This is a genomic window from Flagellimonas abyssi (genome assembly GCF_019457905.1).
Taxonomy (GTDB): Bacteria; Bacteroidota; Bacteroidia; order Flavobacteriales; family Flavobacteriaceae; genus Flagellimonas; species Flagellimonas abyssi.
Genome location: NZ_JAHZSV010000033.1, coordinates 18,164 through 34,903 on the forward strand (window position 1 = coordinate 18,164; position 16,740 = coordinate 34,903).

Genomic DNA, 16,740 nt, shown 5'->3' on the forward strand with positions numbered 1-16,740 from the left:
CAATCTTTCATCGTTTTTTTAAATTAAATTTTTATTTCTTCTTTAAATAGCACTTGACAATGAGAGTTAGACTCTATCCATCAATCAAAAAATTGGCCTCCCTCCCATAATCAAGCACTTTTTTATTAGCCTCTCTTTTTCATTTTCCATTTTTACCTGACTAAGGAAGAGAAGTGCTGTTAATCAATTATTAGGGAGAATTTAGTTCCCTTCCTTCTTCAGGCTGCTATTAATTATATCAAATCTTGCTTTTTAAAATTTGTTGTGCCTGACAAGGGAAGGAGTTAACACTAACCATCAACATTTTTTTCCTTCCCGTGACAGGACTTAATGACTATTAATATTTCCTTAAGACTGGAACCGTTCTGTTAACTAATAAACCAGAAAGATTCCAAAACTTAAGGAAGGGGATTATCTAATTAATAGTCTTTTTTACTTTACCACATTTAAGCATCTTACTGCCATAATATGGGTTTCTCACTTGGTCACTGCTACTCAACCAAGAGCTACCACCATCATACATTGGGCAAAACTGCTCGTACAGCGTGTTTTTTGTACCTGTAATTGCTATCAAATCTGACATATCCTTACTTAAGGTTTTAAAATGCTCTCTTTGATGGCCCATATCACTTTTTGCAATATGTTCGGCGTGCTCTGTGGCATCTTCAATTATGTCAGCTAATTCTTTTTGTTCTTCTGCCGTATACTTTGAAGCATCAAAGGCTTTTAGTGAAGCGGCCAATTTAGAGCCTTCTTGGGCTGCCTTTTTGGTATCATCTGCAACCAAGGCATCCTTTAGGTTGAAGTAATCATTTAATATTGCTTCAGCCTTTGTATCACTATTCATATTCATCATTTTACTATGGTCCATTTTACTATGGTCCATTTTCATTTTTTCCTTTTCCTGTGCATTGGTAAAAGAAACTGCTAACAATAGCATTGTTGCGATACTCATTTTTAAATTTTTCATTTTTATTGTTTTTAATTGTTATTGTTTATATACTATCTTTTAATTGTTCTATCCAACGGATTAGTTCCTGTTTTTCAGCTTCAGAAAAGCTTGCGTCTTTATGAATCAAAGTGTAAGAATATAAAGGCATTTCGTCACTTTCAATCTGTTTGATGATTGACCTTAACTTGCTCTTTTTTCTTCTGTTTGATAACGAATCCCATTCATTAAAATTCAATTCAGCCTTGCCTTCTTTTATATGGTCTTCCAGAAACCAAGCAACAGGCTGAACTTGGTTATACCAAGGGTATTGCGTATTATTGCTGTGACAATCATAGCAGGATACCTGTAACTTTTTTTGAATATTCTCTGGCACATTATTGACCAACATAAAATCGGTGGAAGGAACAGAATCACTTTGGTTGCGCGTTGTGGGCATAAATTGAATCCCCACAAACGCTACCAATAACACAATCGCTATGATTTTTACTACTTTCATTTAGTTAATTTCTCGCTGTACTTTACCGCATTTCAACATTTTGTCACCGAAATAAGGGTTTCTAATTTCTTCGTTCATACTAAGCCAAGCACCACCCTTATTGTTATCATACATTGGGCAAAATTGCTCGTATATTTTCATCTCTGTTCCAGTAATGGCAACCATATCTGTTACATCCTTACTTAAAATTTTAAAGTGCTCTCGTTGGTGTGCTATATCACTTTCTGCAATATGTTCTGCGTGTTCTACAGCATCCTCAACAATGTCCTTTAAATCAGATTGCTGGGCATCGGTATATTTTGAAATGTCAAGCTTGCCTAAGGATGTTGCGAGGATTGCACCCAACTCTTTGGCTTTAGCATTATCATCTGCAACCAACGCATTTTTAAGATTAAAGTAGTCCTTTAATACAGCTTGTGAATTACCATCGCCACTCATTGCCATTTCCTTCTTATCTCCATCGTGGTGTTCATCACTATTATCGTGATTCATTTTTGAATGGTCTTCATCAGCACTCATTTCAGAATGGTTCCCATCTGCATTATTTTGTTCATTTTTGTTGTCTTTGCAAGACATTGCTGTTAAGGTTATAAATGCTATTGCAACTATACCTAATGTTGATTTTAATTTGCTCATTTTGTTTTAATTTATGTTTGTGTTTATTTGTATTACTTTTTGAAATGTATTTTATAGTTTTTCAATTACGTTTTCTAGCATTGCAGTTATTTCATTGGCAACCTCATTCAACTTCTCATTCTCCACTGCCTGCATCGATGCCATTGGGTTTACTGCTGCTACTTCAATGGTGCCTGCTTCAATTTCCTGAACTATGACATTGCAAGGCAACATCGTTCCAATTTTATCTTCTGCTTGCAAAGCTTTGTGAGCATAGGGAGGATTGCAAGCCCCTAGAATCCTATACTTTTTGAAGTTTATATCCAGTTTGTTTTTTAAGGTCTCTTTGACGTCAATTTCTGTGAGTATGCCAAAACCTTCGTCTTTCAATCCTTGTGTCACTTTCTCTATGACCTCTTCGAAGGTTCCATTGATTGTTTTATTAAAATAATAGTTCATCTTTTTTTAATTTTTAGTTGTTTAAAATCTTGCTAATAGTCCACCACCCAATCCATATCGGTTATTGTAGTTAGCTTGGATTGAAAAATTGCGCGAAAGAATGTATGCAACCCCTACCAACCATTGTGTTTCGCTTTCAAATGATTTATTATTCTCTAAATCATTGACCCATCCAAAATCTGCTCTGTATTCGTATTCGCCTTCCAAAAAAATTCTTGGAAAAATCAATAATTCTCTGTCCAAACGTATTCTTGGGCGTAGCTGATGGTCCATACTCACATCTACATTAAATCTATAAGGCGTAAAATACTTTACACCAACCAATCCTACGGTATTAAATGTATCGTAAGAATCTGGTGTTGACGTTTCGGTATTTACTCCTGCATAAACACGTACCCAATCGTTCAGATACCTATTATAACTTATTTCGGCTTCAAGGTTTTGGTCGTAATCGAACTCTGCCCTTAATCCAAATTCGTTACGGATATTGCTCGATGTTAATAAGAGTTCATTAAAGTTTGAACCTATACGAGCCAATCCCCACGAATAATAATGGTCTGTCTCATCAACTAGTTTTTGAACCGGATAATCTGCCATTCTTTTGTCCCTTGGTGTGTCATAACTAAATACGCGTGCCATACCACCCATCATATGATACAGTATGTGACAGTGGAAGAACCAATCGCCATACTCTTCGTTATAAAATTCGATAACAACTTTTTGCATAGGCGGCACATTAACAGTATGTTTCAACGGGGAACGTTCTCCATTTTCGTTAATCACCCTAAAGTAATGCCCGTGAAGGTGCATTGGGTGGTGCATCATTGTCAGGTTATTGAGGGTAATTCTTGTTACCTCGCCACCCTTGATTTTTATTTTATCCGTTTCCGATAAGGGTACACCGTTCATACTCCAGACGTAACGCTGCATATTTCCAGTTAGGTTCAATAAAATGTCATTTACCGGTAAATCTGCTTTATATGTGGTGTTTTCTTTTGCCTTTAAAAAATCATAGTTGAAATAGGTCTTTCGGGTGTTGTAATCAAACGAAGAAGTGTCTTTTTGCATCATTTGGTCATTATGGTTCATATGGTCATCCATATTCATTTTATCATTCATTGCGCCATCCTTCGTAGAACTATTATCGTTCATATTCATTTGCCCATCTTTCATATCCATCTTCATCCCGTACTTCTGCATCAAAACTTCGGGTGTGTTTTTCTTTTTGTTGCCTACCATAGAGGGAGCTCCCATTTTCATATCCATTTTAGCCATTTGCTTCATCATTTCCACTTTATCTGGTCTGTCAATTCTTTCTGCGGGATAAAGTGTTCCTTGTCCTATACGTAAAGAGGTGTCCCCAGAACCATCCTGTGCCGTGGCAGTAATTTCTACTGTACCTTCTGGAATGGTGACAATTACATCATAGGTTTCAGCAATACCAAAAAGGAAGCGACTTTTTGATATAGGTTCCACATCTATACCATCACTTGAAACAACCATTGGGTTACCTCCTCCGAAATCCATCCAATAATAAGTAGATGCCGATGCATTGATAAAACGAAGCCTTACTTTTTCACCTGGTAGAAATTCTGGATAGTCTGCTTGTTTTTTACCATTTGTTAAAAATGCAGGGTAGTAGATATCTGCAATATCTGCGCCTTCCATACGGTCTCGCCAAAATTTGAACTGTGCTCCCAGAGCACCTTCTTTAATTACCCTACTCAACGGTACTGCTGTACCCTTTTTAACTTGATACCACTCGTTACCCCTCTTTAAGTTACGTAGTACATTCATTGGTTTTTCATTGGTCCAATCAGACAATACCACTACCAAATCTTTATCATAATCCAATGTTTTTTCTTTAGGCTGAATGATTATGGAGCCATACACACCCTTTTGCTCTTGTAACATTGTGTGTGAATGATACCAATAGGTTCCAGACTGATTGATTGGAATTCTGTATTGGAATGTCTCCCCTGGTTCAATAGGTGGTGTTGTTAAATATGGAACACCGTCATAGAAATTTGGAAGTATTAATCCGTGCCAATGCACTGATGTTTCCTCATCCATTTTATTAGTCACATTGATTATGGCAAGGTCTCCCTCGGTAAATTCCAAGACTGGACCAGGAATTTGGCCGTTTATGGTCATTGCATTGGCCGTTACGCCTCCAAGGGTCATCTCCTTTTGTTCTAGGGTAAGGTTATACTCTTTGACGGGTCGTCCTTCTTCTTTCCTGTCATCACCATTTGTGCCTACCTGGGCAAAAGTGAATGAGGTAAATAATAATAAGGTGATTGTTTTTAGTGTCTTCATAATTAATTACTTAAGTAGTTTATTATTGCTGACTGGATATAATAACTTTTGACCGATTCAATAAGGTTTATTTGAAACTTCAATTGTAATTCTTGTACGTCTAACACGTCATTAAAATTGATAGTACCTGTCTCATAATTTTTTATCAATATTTCTTCGGCATCATTTGCCTGTTTTAAATTATCGGTTTGTACATTAAATTTAATCCTCGTAGCATTTCTGTTATGTTGGGCTTGTGCCAAAAGCGTTTCAAGTTTGTTCAACCTGTCTTCCTTTTGAGATTTAATTTCCAATTGTCTTAATTCATTTTGCTTTGTGACAGATTTATACTTGTTATTAAATATTGGAATTGAGATAGATACCATCGGCATTACAATGTCTTTTCCGTTGTCAACAAAATTCATATCAGGACGTTCAGAAACTGGCACATAATCCAAACCAAAACCTATATTAGGTGCACTTTCTTTTTGGTTTAACAACTCCGATTGTTCAACCGATTCAAATAGCTTATCATACTTTATGAGTTCTGGGTTTAACTGAAGGTTTTCAGTTAAGATTAAAGCATCCTCATCTGGAATAAACATCTCTTCAACTACGGTTACTGCAATATCCTCATCCCGATTTAAAAGATTGTTGAAAGCTGTTTGTTCTGCCAAATAATCTTGCTCCAATACTTCTTTTTGCTGTACAAGTTCATTTTGCCTTATTTGCAGGCGAAGAACATCTACAGCAGATGCCTTACCAACTTCTACTGAAGTTAACGCCAAACGCTCATAGGTTTCTAAAAGCTCAATGTTCTTATCAAGCACTAATTGTTTTGCTCTGATGGCGTATAGCTCGTAATAAGATTGAGAAACTGCAAGTGCAAGTTTTCGCTTTGCAATCGCAATATCTACATATTGAGTTTCTGCCATTGAACTGGCATAATTTTCCCTTGCGGTAATAGTTCCAAACCAAGGCAGCATTTGTGATACCGAAAAGCGAGCACGTTGTGCACCTGTTCGGGTTTCGGGTTCGCTTACAAAATAACCTACTCCCACAACGGTATTTGGCAACCAATCTGCTTCATTAACTTTTTCTTCAGCTATATTATACCGCAATTCAAAAGCTTGAATCTCTGGATTATTCTTCTCAGCTTCCTGAATGTACGTTGTCAAATCTTGTGCATTCGTTTTGGCTAAAGCAAAAAAAGCAAGTACTATTACAATTACATATCTCATTTTGTAGCTCTTTTTAATTGAAATTCGTGTTTCCAGCTAAATAATACTGGTACAACAAATAGGGTTATAAGCGCAATTAACATTCCTCCAAAGGATGGAATTGCCATCGGAATCATAATATCACTACCTCGACCTGTTGATGTGAGTACAGGTAGTAAAGCAAGAATCGTGGTTGCCGTTGTCATTAAACAAGGTCGAATACGTTTTTCTCCTGCTTCGACTACGGATGCTCTAACCCCAGTTTTATCTGTTGGTTTGTTTTTATCAAATGTTTGAGTGAGATAAGTTGCCATTACCACACCATCATCTGTTGCAATACCAAACAGGGCAATAAAGCCCACCCACACAGCTACACTTAAATTTATAGTGTGCATTTGGAACAGGTCTCGCAGGTTTTCTCCGAAAAAACTAAAATTCAGGAACCAATCCTGTCCATAACCCCAAATCATTAAGAACCCACCTGCAAAGGCTACGGCAATACCAGTAAATACCATTAGCGATGTACTTACCGAACGAAACTGAAAATAAAGAATTAGGAATATGATAATGAGAGCTAATGGTACTACAACACTTAAAGTTTTTTCAGCCCTTAATTGGTTCTCATACGTTCCTGTAAATCGGTAGTTGATTCCTTTTGGCACAATTAACTCGCCGTCATCAATCTTTTGCTGAATTAGGGCTTGGGCATTCTCCACTACATCAACCTCTGCATAACCGTCCAGCTTATCAAAAAGCACATAGCCAACTAAAAAAGTGTCCTCACTTTTAATGACCTGAGGCCCTTGTTCGTATCTTATAGTAGCCAACTCACTTAACGGAACTGGACTTCCTTTTTCTACAGGCACATAAATATCTTTTAAATCGTTTGGATTTGCGCGTAATTCTCTGGGGTAGCGCACACGAATACCATAACGCTCCCTACCTTCTACTGTTTGCGAAAGCACCATACCACCTACAGAAACCTGTATAACTTGCTGTACTTGCTCTATGGTTATGCCATAGCGCGCAAGTCGTTCTCTATCAATATCAATAAGTAAATAAGGTTTCCCCACAATACGGTCGGCAAAGACAGCTTCGTCTTTAACGCCTTCGGCTTGTTTTAAGATATCTTCCAATTGTACCCCAAACGCCTCAATTTCTTTTAAATCCTGTCCTTTCACCTTAATGCCCATAGGTGCTCGCATACCAGTCTGTAGCATCACCAAGCGTGTTTCTATGGGTTGTAGCTTTGGTGCTGAAGTAACACCTGGAAGCTTTGTAACCCTTACGATTTCTTTCCAAATATCGTCTGGCGATTCAATTTCAGGTCGCCAATTTCTAAAGTACTCTCCATCGTCATCTGGAATGAGCTGTGAACTTGTCACAGAGAATGGGTCTGTAATTTTTGAGGCTTTATAGTCATCATCTTCTACTTCAATTTCGCTATTAGGGTTGGTTACTAAACTGCCATCCTTTAAAACAAATAAGCCGTCTTCGTTTACCTTAAAGCGTTGTCTTTTGCGATTTTCATTTAAAATATATTCAGATTTATATTGAATAACATTCTCATACATCGATAACGGTGCAGGGTCTAATGCTGATTCTGTACGCCCAGATTTACCGACTACAGTTTCAATTTCTGGAATGCTCGCAACGGCCATATCGAGTTGCTGTAGGACGCGTTTATTTTCCTCCACACCTGCGTGTGGCATTGAAGTGGGCATTAACAGGAATGAACCCTCATTGAGTGAAGGCATAAACTCTTTACCAGTATTACGCATAATCATCACTCCAAAAATTACAATGGCAGTTGGTATCGAAAGAAATAACAGCTTATTACGCAATGCCCAATTTAAAATTCGAACATAATAATTTCTAAAAAGTGTAAATACACCCAAAAGACCAAAACAGATAAGACCAACGAAGATTAAGTTTATAAGGATACTTCTATCTACTCCCAGTGGTCTCCAATATTCCGCCAATAGGAATATGATAGCAAAAGCCGAAACAAATATATTGATGATGTTGGCGCGTTTTGACGTAATCTTTTCCTTTAGTGAAAGGAAGCCAACAACGCCAAATGCAACTAATATTAATCCAAGCGGATAGCCTAAAATTAAAGATAAAACGCCAAAAACAATCAATGCTCCATTTAGCATATAACTAAAAGAAGTTTTTAAATTTCTCTTTTTAAATAAATAGGCCGCAAATGGTGGAATTAAAAATAGGGCAACAATAAGAGCTGCGGTGAGTGCTGCCGTTTTTGTAAATGCCAATGGCCTAAACAATTTCCCTTCTGCACCAATCATAGTAAATACAGGAATGAAACTAATAATAGTGGTCATTACTGCCGTTAAGATGGCGCCAGAAACTTCGGCAGTCGCATTATAAACTACCGTATTCATAGGTAGCTTTTCTTCATTTTCATCAATATGCCGCAAGACATTTTCCGAAAGGATAACGCCCACATCGACCATAGTTCCAATAGCAATTGCAATACCAGATAAGGCGACAATATTTGCATCTACATTGAACAGTTTCATAGAAATAAAGACCATCAAAACCGCAACAGGCAATAATCCGGAAATCAATACGGAAGCCCTTAAATTGAAGACCATTATGATAATCACAAAAATGGTTATCAATATCTCTAAAGTTAGCGCTTCATCAAGTGTGCCCAAGGTTTCTTGGATTAGTTCTGTTCTGTCATAAAAGGGTACGATGGTTAATTGCGAAGTCCTCCCATCGCTTAATGTTTTTGATGGAAGCCCAGAACTTAACTCGTTTATTTTTTCTTTAACATTGTTGATGACTTCCATAGGATTGGCCCCATAACGAGCCACTACAACACCACCAACAACCTCGGCTCCTTCCTTGTCCAATAAGCCTCTTCTTGTAGCAGGACCGTGTGTTACTTTCGCAATATCCTTTATACGGATGGATGTAAAATCTTTTGAAGTAACTACCGCGTTTTCTAAATCAGATAGTTTCTTAATATAACCCAATCCTCTTATAAGGTATTCAGCTTGGTTGATTTCAAGCGTTTGTGCACCAACATCTTTGTTGCTTTGTTTTACTGCTTTTACAACCTCACTCAAGCCTATGTTGTATTGCCGCATTAATTCGGGATTAACATCCACTTGATATTCCAAAACATATCCGCCGATGGAAGCCACTTCGGAAACACCACTCGCCGAAGACAGTGCGTATTTTACGTAGAAATCCTGAATGCTTCGTAATTCCTGTAAATCCCATCCACCTGTAACATTACCATCTTTATCACGTCCCTCAAGGGTGTACCAATATATTTGCCCTAATCCTGTGGCATCGGGACCTAGAGCTGGATTAACGCCTTCTGGTAGAAGTCCGGCTGGTAATGAGTTTAATTTTTCAAGTATTCGGCTTCTGCTCCAATAAAATTCAATATCTTCTTCGAAAATGATATAAATGCTCGAAAACCCGAACATAGATGAACTACGTATTGTTTTAACCCCTGGAATACCAAGAAGCGATGTGGTTAGAGGATAAGTAATTTGATCCTCAATATCTTGAGGGGAACGACCATCCCATTTAGTAAATACAATTTGTTGGTTTTCGCCAATATCTGGTATGGCATCTACGGCAACAGGGTCTCGAGGAAGTGAGCCTGTATTCCATTCAAACGGGGCGTTTACGACTCCCCAAGCAATAAAAAGTGCAAGTAGTAGAACGGCTACTAGCTTGTTCTCGATTAAAAATTTGATGCTTTTATTCAGCATGTGTATTGATTGTTAAACAGTTAAACATTGAATAAGATTCTGATGCAATCAGAAAATTAAACACAACGAAATGACCCCAGAATGGTTATAACCATTAGGATAATCTTTCCGATAGTTATCGGAAACTGTTTAAAATCAAATTAAATACGTCTCGTGCAGTTTTTGTATATCCCGTATGAGAAAGGGAACCGCATAATCTCTAAATGGTACAATGTGTGAATCAAGAGTCTCAAAGAGATTGATATAAGAATGTACAAAAGAGACAACAAAGACTTGTTGCTCAAAATTTAAGGTGTTAAAAGACATCTTCAGGTCGTCCTGACCTTCAACAACTAATTGCTTATCTGAACAGCAGGAATCATCCTGAACTTCACTTTGACAATCATTTTTGGATAGTTGCTTATCCATTCCGCAAGTTTCAACGTGCCCAAATAAAGAAGAATCCACTAAAGTATCGCCACAGTAATGACTATCAATAGTAAAAGAAACTGTTGACAATAGCACGATAAGTGCCAAACAAACGGATGATATTTTATGAAAAACTTTTTTCATTAATGTTGCAAATTTATAAAAAATTTATCTCAATTTGTTTATTTAACAATTTTTTTTGATTTATCAATGTTTATTTTGCACGAAACCGCTTAAATATTATTTGCAAATAAAATTCTTTTGCAGCTTCCTTTATATGATATAAATCATAGTTCTGTTGAACTTTTAGAATTATATTTGTACTGATTAATTTTGTTGTTTTTTTGTAAAAAACTGATAATAAAATAATTGAACAGTTGAATTTTATTTTCCAAAATCCTTTAATGTTAATCAAAATTTATTAATTTTTGTGAAATCTTTTTTTACTAAAATACTGTCCTTCTTTTTAGCAGTTTTTATACTGTTTTCCACCACATCCTTTACGGTAAATATGCACTTTTGCTGTAATAAAATGGTGGATTTGGCTTTTTTTAGTAAAGCAGAATCTTGTATGGAGACTGCACAGAAAAAAGATAATAATTCCAAGCAATGTACTACAATACAAGAGAAAGACTGTTGCGATAATAAGACCATCTTGAAAGAAGGAGATGACACCTTCAAGAAGGCCAATACAATTTCAGAGATTGAAACTTTAGTTTTCTTAAACAACTTCGTCTATTCTTATATCAACCTTTTTGAAGGTTTAGAGAAAAACACAGTTTCTTTTAAGGCTTATAGGCCACCTTTGCTATCCACAGACCTTGTAATCCTCAACGAGTCCTTTTTAATTTGATTTTCTACTTCGCAGGTTAAAATTAATCTGCATTGCCTCTATAGCCAATATTTCACTTCTGGCTAACATTTGTTGTACCCTATTCTCAACAACGCTACACAATATTAATCCTGTTAGGCTAAACCTATCAGACCATTGAGCTAAACTCAATGACAATACATTATATACTATGAACAAACCAAAAGAATTTTGGATTAAGAATATGGTCTGTAACCGCTGCTTAAAAGTAATTAAACAAGAATTACAAGAACTTGAAGTTACAGTGCTTTCCTTGGAATTAGGAAGGTTGCTGGTAGAAGCACAAAAAAAAACGAACAATGAAATTATCGATACCGTTACAAGTGTACTTCACGCCAATAATTTTGAAATTGTTCAGAATGAAGAAGAAATGCTCACAGAAAGAATCAAGATTATTCTAATAGAACAATTGCAAGAGCTACCGTTACATATTAAGGTAAAAACATCTGAACTATTGGCTTCAAGACTTCATAAAGATTACAAGACATTGAGCAGATTGTTTTCAGCAAATCAACAGACAACCATTGAAAAGTACTTTATCAAATTAAAAATAGAAAAAGTCAAAGAGCTCATTCAGCTTAAACAACATTCCTTTTCAGATATAGGATATTTATTGGACTACAGTAGTGTCAACCACCTGTCTAGACAGTTTAAGGAAGTGGTGGGAATGAGTATGACCGATTACAAAAACACAGGAAATTGGAAACGGAATTTCTATGATGAAATTATATAGATATCAACGAAAGTTATGCAGACAAAAGCTTAAGGCAATGGTTAATTTCATCAAATTAAATTAAACAAAATGAAAAAACTACTTATCACATTAGTATTAATTCCCTTTATAGGAATTGCACAAACCTTTGAAAATTTAGACTACATCTCGCCTTTTAGCAATGGCGTCGCTGCCATTAAAAAAGGGAACGAATGGGGTTTTATTGACCCAGAAGGAAATTTAATCGTTGATTTTCGAAATGATTTGGTGGCAACCAAAACAGACAATGCAAGCTACCCTATATTCAGTAACGGAAAATGCCTGATTGCAAACCAAAAAGATGGCGTGCTCTATTATGGCTATATCGATAAAACTGGAAAAACTGTCATCACTCCACAATTCCTCAATGCCAACAACTTTCAATATGGCAAAGCCTTGGTGTTAAAAGTTGAAAAAGAAACCATTGGCTATAATGACATTTTCAAAAAAGACGTGGTAAACTACCATTATTTTGAGCTTGTTATAGATGAGAATGGTAATACCATTGACCATTTAACGCAATTGGCCATTCACGTCTCGCCAAAAGATAAGAATGATAAAAATCCACCTGCCATCACATCAAAATTGATTTCGGAAAATTTGGTGGCAGTTAAAGGTAATAATAAGAAGTGGCGTATAAAAAAAATCTAATAATATTGAAAATACACATAACATATAAGAAATTCAAAAAGATTATAACCTTTTTAAAATCTGCGAATTAATAGTTGATAATCCATTCCCTCAACTATAAACATTTAGATTGTTGGGAATGGGTTTATAAAAATTAAAATAAATGTTTAACTCAAAAAATAAATTATGAAAACACTACTAATTGTTTTATCGGCAGTTGGGCTTTTAAGCTTAAACAGTTGCAAACAAGAAACAAACACTCAGGCACTAATGGAAAACCCTGAAACTCGCACAGAAGTTTTTAATGCCATTTCCAAAAATCACGACTATATGACCGAATTTATGGAAAGTATGCACGACAACCAACACGCAATGCAAATGATGCAGGGCAACAAAAAAATGATGAGCTCAATGATGCAAGGAGAAGGAATGCAAATGATGATGAAAGACAGTACAATGATGCACTCAATGATGGACGGAATGATGAATGACGGCAAAATGATGGGCACTATGATGAAAATGATGCACGAAAAAGGGATGATGAGCGAAGACTGTATGGAATCCTGCTCAAAGATGATGGGCGAAAAAGGAATGGATATGCAGGGTATGGACAAGATGGACGATATGGATAGTCCAACCAAAGGTGAGCATACCGAGCATCATTAATTTTAACTTTTAAAATAAACAACAATGAAAAATAATCACTGGATATGGATGGTCATCGGTTGTGGATTACCATTACTGTTTATCTTTTTTGCACCATCATTAGGTATAGGAAGCAGTTCGTCTCTATTCATCTTCATCCTCTTTATGTTTGCTTGTCACTTATTTATGCCTCACGGTTCACATCGCCACGGTGGGCACAATCATTCACAGAATAGACAAAGAGAAAACGAACACGGTAAAGATGTTTCAAAAACAGAACCAAAAGATGAACACAAAGGGCATCATCACCATTAAATACTAAATGATGAAACAAAAATTTCAAATAAGCGGAATCAGCTGCGGTGGATGTGTATCAAGAGTAAAAAAGACTTTAGAAGAACATCCCAATATAGAAAAAGCAGAGATCTTTTTGGCACCAAAAGGTGCTGCACTTATCACGATGAATGAAGCACTTTCTGTTGCCGAATTACAAAAGCAACTTGATGGGCTCAATGGTTATACAATTACAGAATTAAATTAACAACAACTTAAAACCAAAAATTATGCATTTTTACGAAGGACATTTTGGAGGTATGCACCTAATATGGTGGATTATATGGATTATTTTATTGGCTTGGATATTCTTTAACCCAGCAGATATCCCTTATCAAAAAACAAAGAAGGACAGCCCACTGGATATTCTTAAAAACCGCTTTGCAAAAGGCGAAATATCCAAGGAAGAATTTGAGGAATCAAAAAAGATATTAAAATCAGACAACTAACTCAAAACTTTAAAATTATGTATCGATTAAACGTAAAAAAACTCGGATTTGCTTTCGGTCTTACGGGGGCACTAATTTACTTAGGCTGTATGATAGTTATGTCAACAGCAGGTCGAGAAGCCACTATCGATTTTTTCAACAGCCTATTGCACGGTTTAGATACCACAAGCATTATCAGGATGGATGTGCCACTATGGGAAGCTGGTTTGGGAATAGTACAGATATTCATTTTAGGATGGCTAATAGGTGCCTGTATTGCGGCTTTTTATAATGCGCAAATAAAAGTCAAAAAATAAGAGAGTAAAATAAAATTTATGCAATATGTCTGGTTCATATGGTCTCTTATAATTCTTGCTCTTTGGGCAATAATCTATTTGTCAAAAAAGGGGTATAGAAAAGAAATGCTCAAAATGAGCCTTATTACGATGCCCTTTGGTTTAACAGAACCATTATTTGTACCAGAATATTGGATGCCACCTTCCTTATTCCATTTAGCGGAAAGAACAGGTTTTGATATTGAGAGCCTTATCTTCTCTTTTGCCATTGGCGGAATAGGGACGGTATTGTATAATCTGATATTCAAAAAAGGCTATATAGATATGCCTCATACCGAACGGAGCCACCAAAGACATAAGCTACATATTTATATACTTTTTGTTCCAGCCATTGTATTCGTCATATTTAGTCTTTTCACCACGCTTAACCACATCTATTGTGGCATCATTGCAATGTTTTTTGGTGGTTTGGCAACATTGTACTGTCGCCCAGATTTAAAAGGAAAGATATGGGTTGGAGGAATCTTGTTTACCATACTGTACTTCATTTATTTCGGAAGCATCCTTCCGTTTTATCCGCAATATGTGGAGCTGTACTGGAATCTGGACAACCTGACCCATATTCTTGTTTTGGGAATCCCAATTGAAGAGTTACTGTTCGCTTTCACCTTTGGTATGTATTGGTCTGGATTATATGAACACTTGTATTGGAGAAAACTTATAAAATCGAAAGAAATGTCAACCAACTAAAACATTCAAATTATGAAAATATTATTGGCCATAGATGGTTCAGATTTCAGTAAAGTAGCCATTCACGAACTTATAAAAATGACCCTATCCTCAAATAGTGAAATTCATATTATAAATGTTTATGAAGTTCCGAAAACAACCGGCCTGGGATTGCATACTATGGGCGGCAGGATAGGAAATTACATAGAAGAAATTAGAAGTAACGCTCAAAAATTGGGAAACAAAATCGTTTCAGAAGCTTTCGATAAAATCAAGGCCGAAAACAAGGCACTTTCCATAACCACAAGTGTTGTTAGTGGCCTGCCCAAAAGTACTATTTATGAAAAAGCAGAAGATTGGGGTGCAGATTTAATCGTAGTAGGCTCTCAGGGTCACGGTGCACTTTCACGCTTAGTATTGGGCTCTGTATCCCAATATTTGACCACAAATGCCAAATGTTCAGTACTCATTGCAAGAGATAGAAATAAAAAATGAAAGAAAAGCAAACACATAGCATTCCGTTGGAATCCACCTGTAAGATAACAGATGAAATCTGTCTTCCAGATACTAAATTACCTCGTGTGGTTATCGTTGGTGGAGGATTTGCAGGTTTGGCATTGGTTGAAAAACTGAAACACAAAGAAGTTCAAGTGGTTTTACTCGATAAAAATAACTTCCATCAATTTCAACCTTTATTATATCAAGTGGCAACGAGTGCGTTGGAACCTGATAGCATAGTATTTCCATTTAGAAAACAATTCAATGGTTACAAAAATGTAGTATTTCGTTTGGTCGAAGTAGAAGAAATTCAGCCCTCATTAAACACATTAATAACTTCTAAAGGAAAAGTTCACTATGACTATCTGGTAATTGCTTCAGGTACAACCACCAATTTTTTTGGGATGGATAAAGTAGCAGAAAACAGCTTGGGAATGAAGGATATCCGAGATTCCCTGAACATTCGCCATATGATGTTGCAAAATTTAGAACAGGCTGCCATTACCTGTGATGATGATGAACGGGATGCCCTAACAAATTTTGTAATTGTAGGTGGTGGTCCTGCCGGTGTAGAGATGGCAGGAGCATTGGCTGAATTCTGTAAATACATTCTACCCAAAGATTATCCAGAGTATCCTGCTTCCATTATGAACATTTATTTAATAGAAGCCATTGATGAGTTGTTAAGTACAATGTCTGATAAAGCATCTTCGAAAACCCTCAAATATTTAGAGGATTTAAATGTAAAGGTATTATTAAATGAAGCTGTAAGCAATTATGATGGAAAGGAAGTCACTACCAAAAGTGATAAGACCATATTGGCTAAAAACCTTATCTGGACGGCTGGCGTAAAAGGACAATTCCCAAATGGTATTGATGGAAAACACGTAGTCAGAGGCAACCGTATTAAAACCAATGCCAATTTAAAAGTAGAAGGCTACGAAAATATTTTTGCCATAGGTGATATCGCAGCACTCATTTCCAAAGAAACCCCAAAAGGACATCCACAAGTAGCACAGACCGCTATTCAACAAGGTAAATACCTGGGCGATTCGATATTAAATATCATAAATAACAAATCCATAAAACCTTTCAAATATAAAGATAAAGGTTCCTTAGCAACCGTAGGTAAACGCAAGGCAGTTGCCGATTTGGGCAAATTTAAATTTGCAGGCTATTTCGCCTGGTTGCTGTGGTCCGTTGTTCACTTGATGTCCATAAGTGGATTTAGAAATAGATTGATGGTTGGTTTTAATTGGGCGGTAAGTTATTTCACTTATGAAAAGAGCAACCGCCTGATTATTAGAAACTTTAAACCGAAATCTTCGATTAAAAACAGGGAAAAATAATTTT

Annotated in this window: 19 protein-coding genes; 11 read left to right on the forward strand and 8 right to left on the reverse strand. The window is 36.3% G+C overall.

Going from position 1 to position 16,740, the window contains the following annotated elements; translation table 11 throughout:
- Window positions 1-415: 415 nt before the first annotated feature.
- From K1F36_RS16895 to K1F36_RS16930, 8 genes are all read right to left on the reverse strand, one after another.
- Window positions 416-970, reverse strand: coding sequence for a DUF3347 domain-containing protein (locus tag K1F36_RS16895; RefSeq protein ID WP_127137402.1), 555 nt, complete (start codon window positions 968-970; stop codon window positions 416-418).
- A 25-nt stretch (window positions 971-995) separates the two neighbouring features.
- Complete coding sequence (locus tag K1F36_RS16900) at window positions 996-1,448, reverse strand: heme-binding domain-containing protein (protein WP_127137403.1); 453 nt, start codon at window positions 1,446-1,448, stop codon at window positions 996-998.
- Window positions 1,449-2,084, reverse strand: coding sequence for a DUF3347 domain-containing protein (locus K1F36_RS16905; RefSeq protein WP_127137404.1), 636 nt, complete (start codon window positions 2,082-2,084; stop codon window positions 1,449-1,451). It lies immediately after the preceding gene.
- A 51-nt stretch (window positions 2,085-2,135) separates the two neighbouring features.
- Entirely contained in the window at window positions 2,136-2,522 is a 387-nt protein-coding gene (locus K1F36_RS16910) for a DUF302 domain-containing protein (RefSeq protein ID WP_127137405.1), read from the reverse strand.
- A 21-nt stretch (window positions 2,523-2,543) separates the two neighbouring features.
- Window positions 2,544-4,841: a multicopper oxidase domain-containing protein gene (locus tag K1F36_RS16915; protein WP_127137406.1), complete on the reverse strand. Its 2,298-nt coding sequence runs from the start codon at window positions 4,839-4,841 to the stop codon at window positions 2,544-2,546.
- A gap of 2 nt (window positions 4,842-4,843) precedes the next feature.
- Complete coding sequence (locus K1F36_RS16920) at window positions 4,844-6,061, reverse strand: TolC family protein (RefSeq protein WP_127137407.1); 1,218 nt, start codon at window positions 6,059-6,061, stop codon at window positions 4,844-4,846.
- Window positions 6,058-9,798 carry an efflux RND transporter permease subunit gene (locus K1F36_RS16925; protein ID WP_127137408.1) on the reverse strand — a complete coding sequence of 1,247 codons (3,741 nt, stop codon included), beginning with the start codon at window positions 9,796-9,798 and terminating at the stop codon, window positions 6,058-6,060. The genes K1F36_RS16920 and K1F36_RS16925 overlap by 4 nt, the downstream gene beginning before the upstream one ends.
- 135 nt (window positions 9,799-9,933) lie before the next feature.
- On the reverse strand, window positions 9,934-10,350 hold the full coding sequence (locus K1F36_RS16930) for an HYC_CC_PP family protein (protein ID WP_008616438.1): 417 nt from the start codon (window positions 10,348-10,350) through the stop codon (window positions 9,934-9,936).
- Between the two features lie 286 nt (window positions 10,351-10,636).
- Between K1F36_RS16930 and K1F36_RS16935 the strand changes: the two genes are divergently transcribed.
- The 11 genes from K1F36_RS16935 to K1F36_RS16985 all read left to right on the forward strand — a co-directional run bounded on the left by K1F36_RS16935 (window position 10,637) and on the right by K1F36_RS16985 (window position 16,736).
- A complete protein-coding gene (locus tag K1F36_RS16935) occupies window positions 10,637-11,059 on the forward strand; it encodes an HYC_CC_PP family protein (protein ID WP_040459986.1) in 423 nt (140 codons plus the stop codon).
- A gap of 169 nt (window positions 11,060-11,228) precedes the next feature.
- On the forward strand, window positions 11,229-11,810 hold the full coding sequence (locus K1F36_RS16940; RefSeq protein WP_070237422.1) for a helix-turn-helix domain-containing protein: 582 nt from the start codon (window positions 11,229-11,231) through the stop codon (window positions 11,808-11,810).
- Window positions 11,811-11,879: 69 nt separating this feature from the next.
- Window positions 11,880-12,479 (forward strand): WG repeat-containing protein, encoded by a 600-nt coding sequence (locus K1F36_RS16945; RefSeq protein WP_008991348.1) that lies wholly within the window; start codon window positions 11,880-11,882, stop codon window positions 12,477-12,479.
- Window positions 12,480-12,644: 165 nt separating this feature from the next.
- Window positions 12,645-13,124 carry a hypothetical protein gene (locus tag K1F36_RS16950; protein ID WP_008616430.1) on the forward strand — a complete coding sequence of 160 codons (480 nt, stop codon included), beginning with the start codon at window positions 12,645-12,647 and terminating at the stop codon, window positions 13,122-13,124.
- A 24-nt stretch (window positions 13,125-13,148) separates the two neighbouring features.
- On the forward strand, window positions 13,149-13,418 hold the full coding sequence (locus K1F36_RS16955; RefSeq protein WP_008616429.1) for a hypothetical protein: 270 nt from the start codon (window positions 13,149-13,151) through the stop codon (window positions 13,416-13,418).
- 7 nt (window positions 13,419-13,425) lie between these two features.
- On the forward strand, window positions 13,426-13,644 hold the full coding sequence (locus tag K1F36_RS16960; RefSeq protein WP_008616428.1) for a heavy-metal-associated domain-containing protein: 219 nt from the start codon (window positions 13,426-13,428) through the stop codon (window positions 13,642-13,644).
- Window positions 13,645-13,666: 22 nt separating this feature from the next.
- Window positions 13,667-13,885, forward strand: a complete 219-nt coding sequence (locus tag K1F36_RS16965) for an SHOCT domain-containing protein (protein ID WP_127137409.1) — start codon at window positions 13,667-13,669, stop codon at window positions 13,883-13,885.
- A 17-nt stretch (window positions 13,886-13,902) separates the two neighbouring features.
- Complete coding sequence (locus K1F36_RS16970) at window positions 13,903-14,181, forward strand: DUF5676 family membrane protein (RefSeq protein ID WP_008616426.1); 279 nt, start codon at window positions 13,903-13,905, stop codon at window positions 14,179-14,181.
- A gap of 114 nt (window positions 14,182-14,295) precedes the next feature.
- Window positions 14,296-14,910, forward strand: coding sequence for a lycopene cyclase domain-containing protein (locus K1F36_RS16975; RefSeq protein WP_228122685.1), 615 nt, complete (start codon window positions 14,296-14,298; stop codon window positions 14,908-14,910).
- Between the two features lie 12 nt (window positions 14,911-14,922).
- Window positions 14,923-15,384 carry a universal stress protein gene (locus K1F36_RS16980; protein ID WP_127137410.1) on the forward strand — a complete coding sequence of 154 codons (462 nt, stop codon included), beginning with the start codon at window positions 14,923-14,925 and terminating at the stop codon, window positions 15,382-15,384.
- Window positions 15,381-16,736 carry an NAD(P)/FAD-dependent oxidoreductase gene (locus tag K1F36_RS16985; protein ID WP_127137411.1) on the forward strand — a complete coding sequence of 452 codons (1,356 nt, stop codon included), beginning with the start codon at window positions 15,381-15,383 and terminating at the stop codon, window positions 16,734-16,736. The genes K1F36_RS16980 and K1F36_RS16985 overlap by 4 nt, the downstream gene beginning before the upstream one ends.
- The last annotated feature ends 4 nt before the right edge of the window (window positions 16,737-16,740 follow it).

Coding starts and splice junctions, on each gene's coding strand:
- K1F36_RS16895 (WP_127137402.1), bottom strand. CDS start 970: ATGAAAAATTTAAAAATGAGTATCGCAACAATGCTATTGTTAGCAGTT.
- K1F36_RS16900 (WP_127137403.1), bottom strand. CDS start 1,448: ATGAAAGTAGTAAAAATCATAGCGATTGTGTTATTGGTAGCGTTTGTG.
- K1F36_RS16905 (WP_127137404.1), bottom strand. CDS start 2,084: ATGAGCAAATTAAAATCAACATTAGGTATAGTTGCAATAGCATTTATA.
- K1F36_RS16910 (WP_127137405.1), bottom strand. CDS start 2,522: ATGAACTATTATTTTAATAAAACAATCAATGGAACCTTCGAAGAGGTC.
- K1F36_RS16915 (WP_127137406.1), bottom strand. CDS start 4,841: ATGAAGACACTAAAAACAATCACCTTATTATTATTTACCTCATTCACT.
- K1F36_RS16920 (WP_127137407.1), bottom strand. CDS start 6,061: ATGAGATATGTAATTGTAATAGTACTTGCTTTTTTTGCTTTAGCCAAA.
- K1F36_RS16925 (WP_127137408.1), bottom strand. CDS start 9,798: ATGCTGAATAAAAGCATCAAATTTTTAATCGAGAACAAGCTAGTAGCC.
- K1F36_RS16930 (WP_008616438.1), bottom strand. CDS start 10,350: ATGAAAAAAGTTTTTCATAAAATATCATCCGTTTGTTTGGCACTTATC.
- K1F36_RS16940 (WP_070237422.1), top strand. CDS start 11,229: ATGAACAAACCAAAAGAATTTTGGATTAAGAATATGGTCTGTAACCGC.
- K1F36_RS16945 (WP_008991348.1), top strand. CDS start 11,880: ATGAAAAAACTACTTATCACATTAGTATTAATTCCCTTTATAGGAATT.
- K1F36_RS16950 (WP_008616430.1), top strand. CDS start 12,645: ATGAAAACACTACTAATTGTTTTATCGGCAGTTGGGCTTTTAAGCTTA.
- K1F36_RS16955 (WP_008616429.1), top strand. CDS start 13,149: ATGAAAAATAATCACTGGATATGGATGGTCATCGGTTGTGGATTACCA.
- K1F36_RS16960 (WP_008616428.1), top strand. CDS start 13,426: ATGATGAAACAAAAATTTCAAATAAGCGGAATCAGCTGCGGTGGATGT.
- K1F36_RS16965 (WP_127137409.1), top strand. CDS start 13,667: ATGCATTTTTACGAAGGACATTTTGGAGGTATGCACCTAATATGGTGG.
- K1F36_RS16970 (WP_008616426.1), top strand. CDS start 13,903: ATGTATCGATTAAACGTAAAAAAACTCGGATTTGCTTTCGGTCTTACG.
- K1F36_RS16975 (WP_228122685.1), top strand. CDS start 14,296: ATGAGCCTTATTACGATGCCCTTTGGTTTAACAGAACCATTATTTGTA.
- K1F36_RS16980 (WP_127137410.1), top strand. CDS start 14,923: ATGAAAATATTATTGGCCATAGATGGTTCAGATTTCAGTAAAGTAGCC.
- K1F36_RS16985 (WP_127137411.1), top strand. CDS start 15,381: ATGAAAGAAAAGCAAACACATAGCATTCCGTTGGAATCCACCTGTAAG.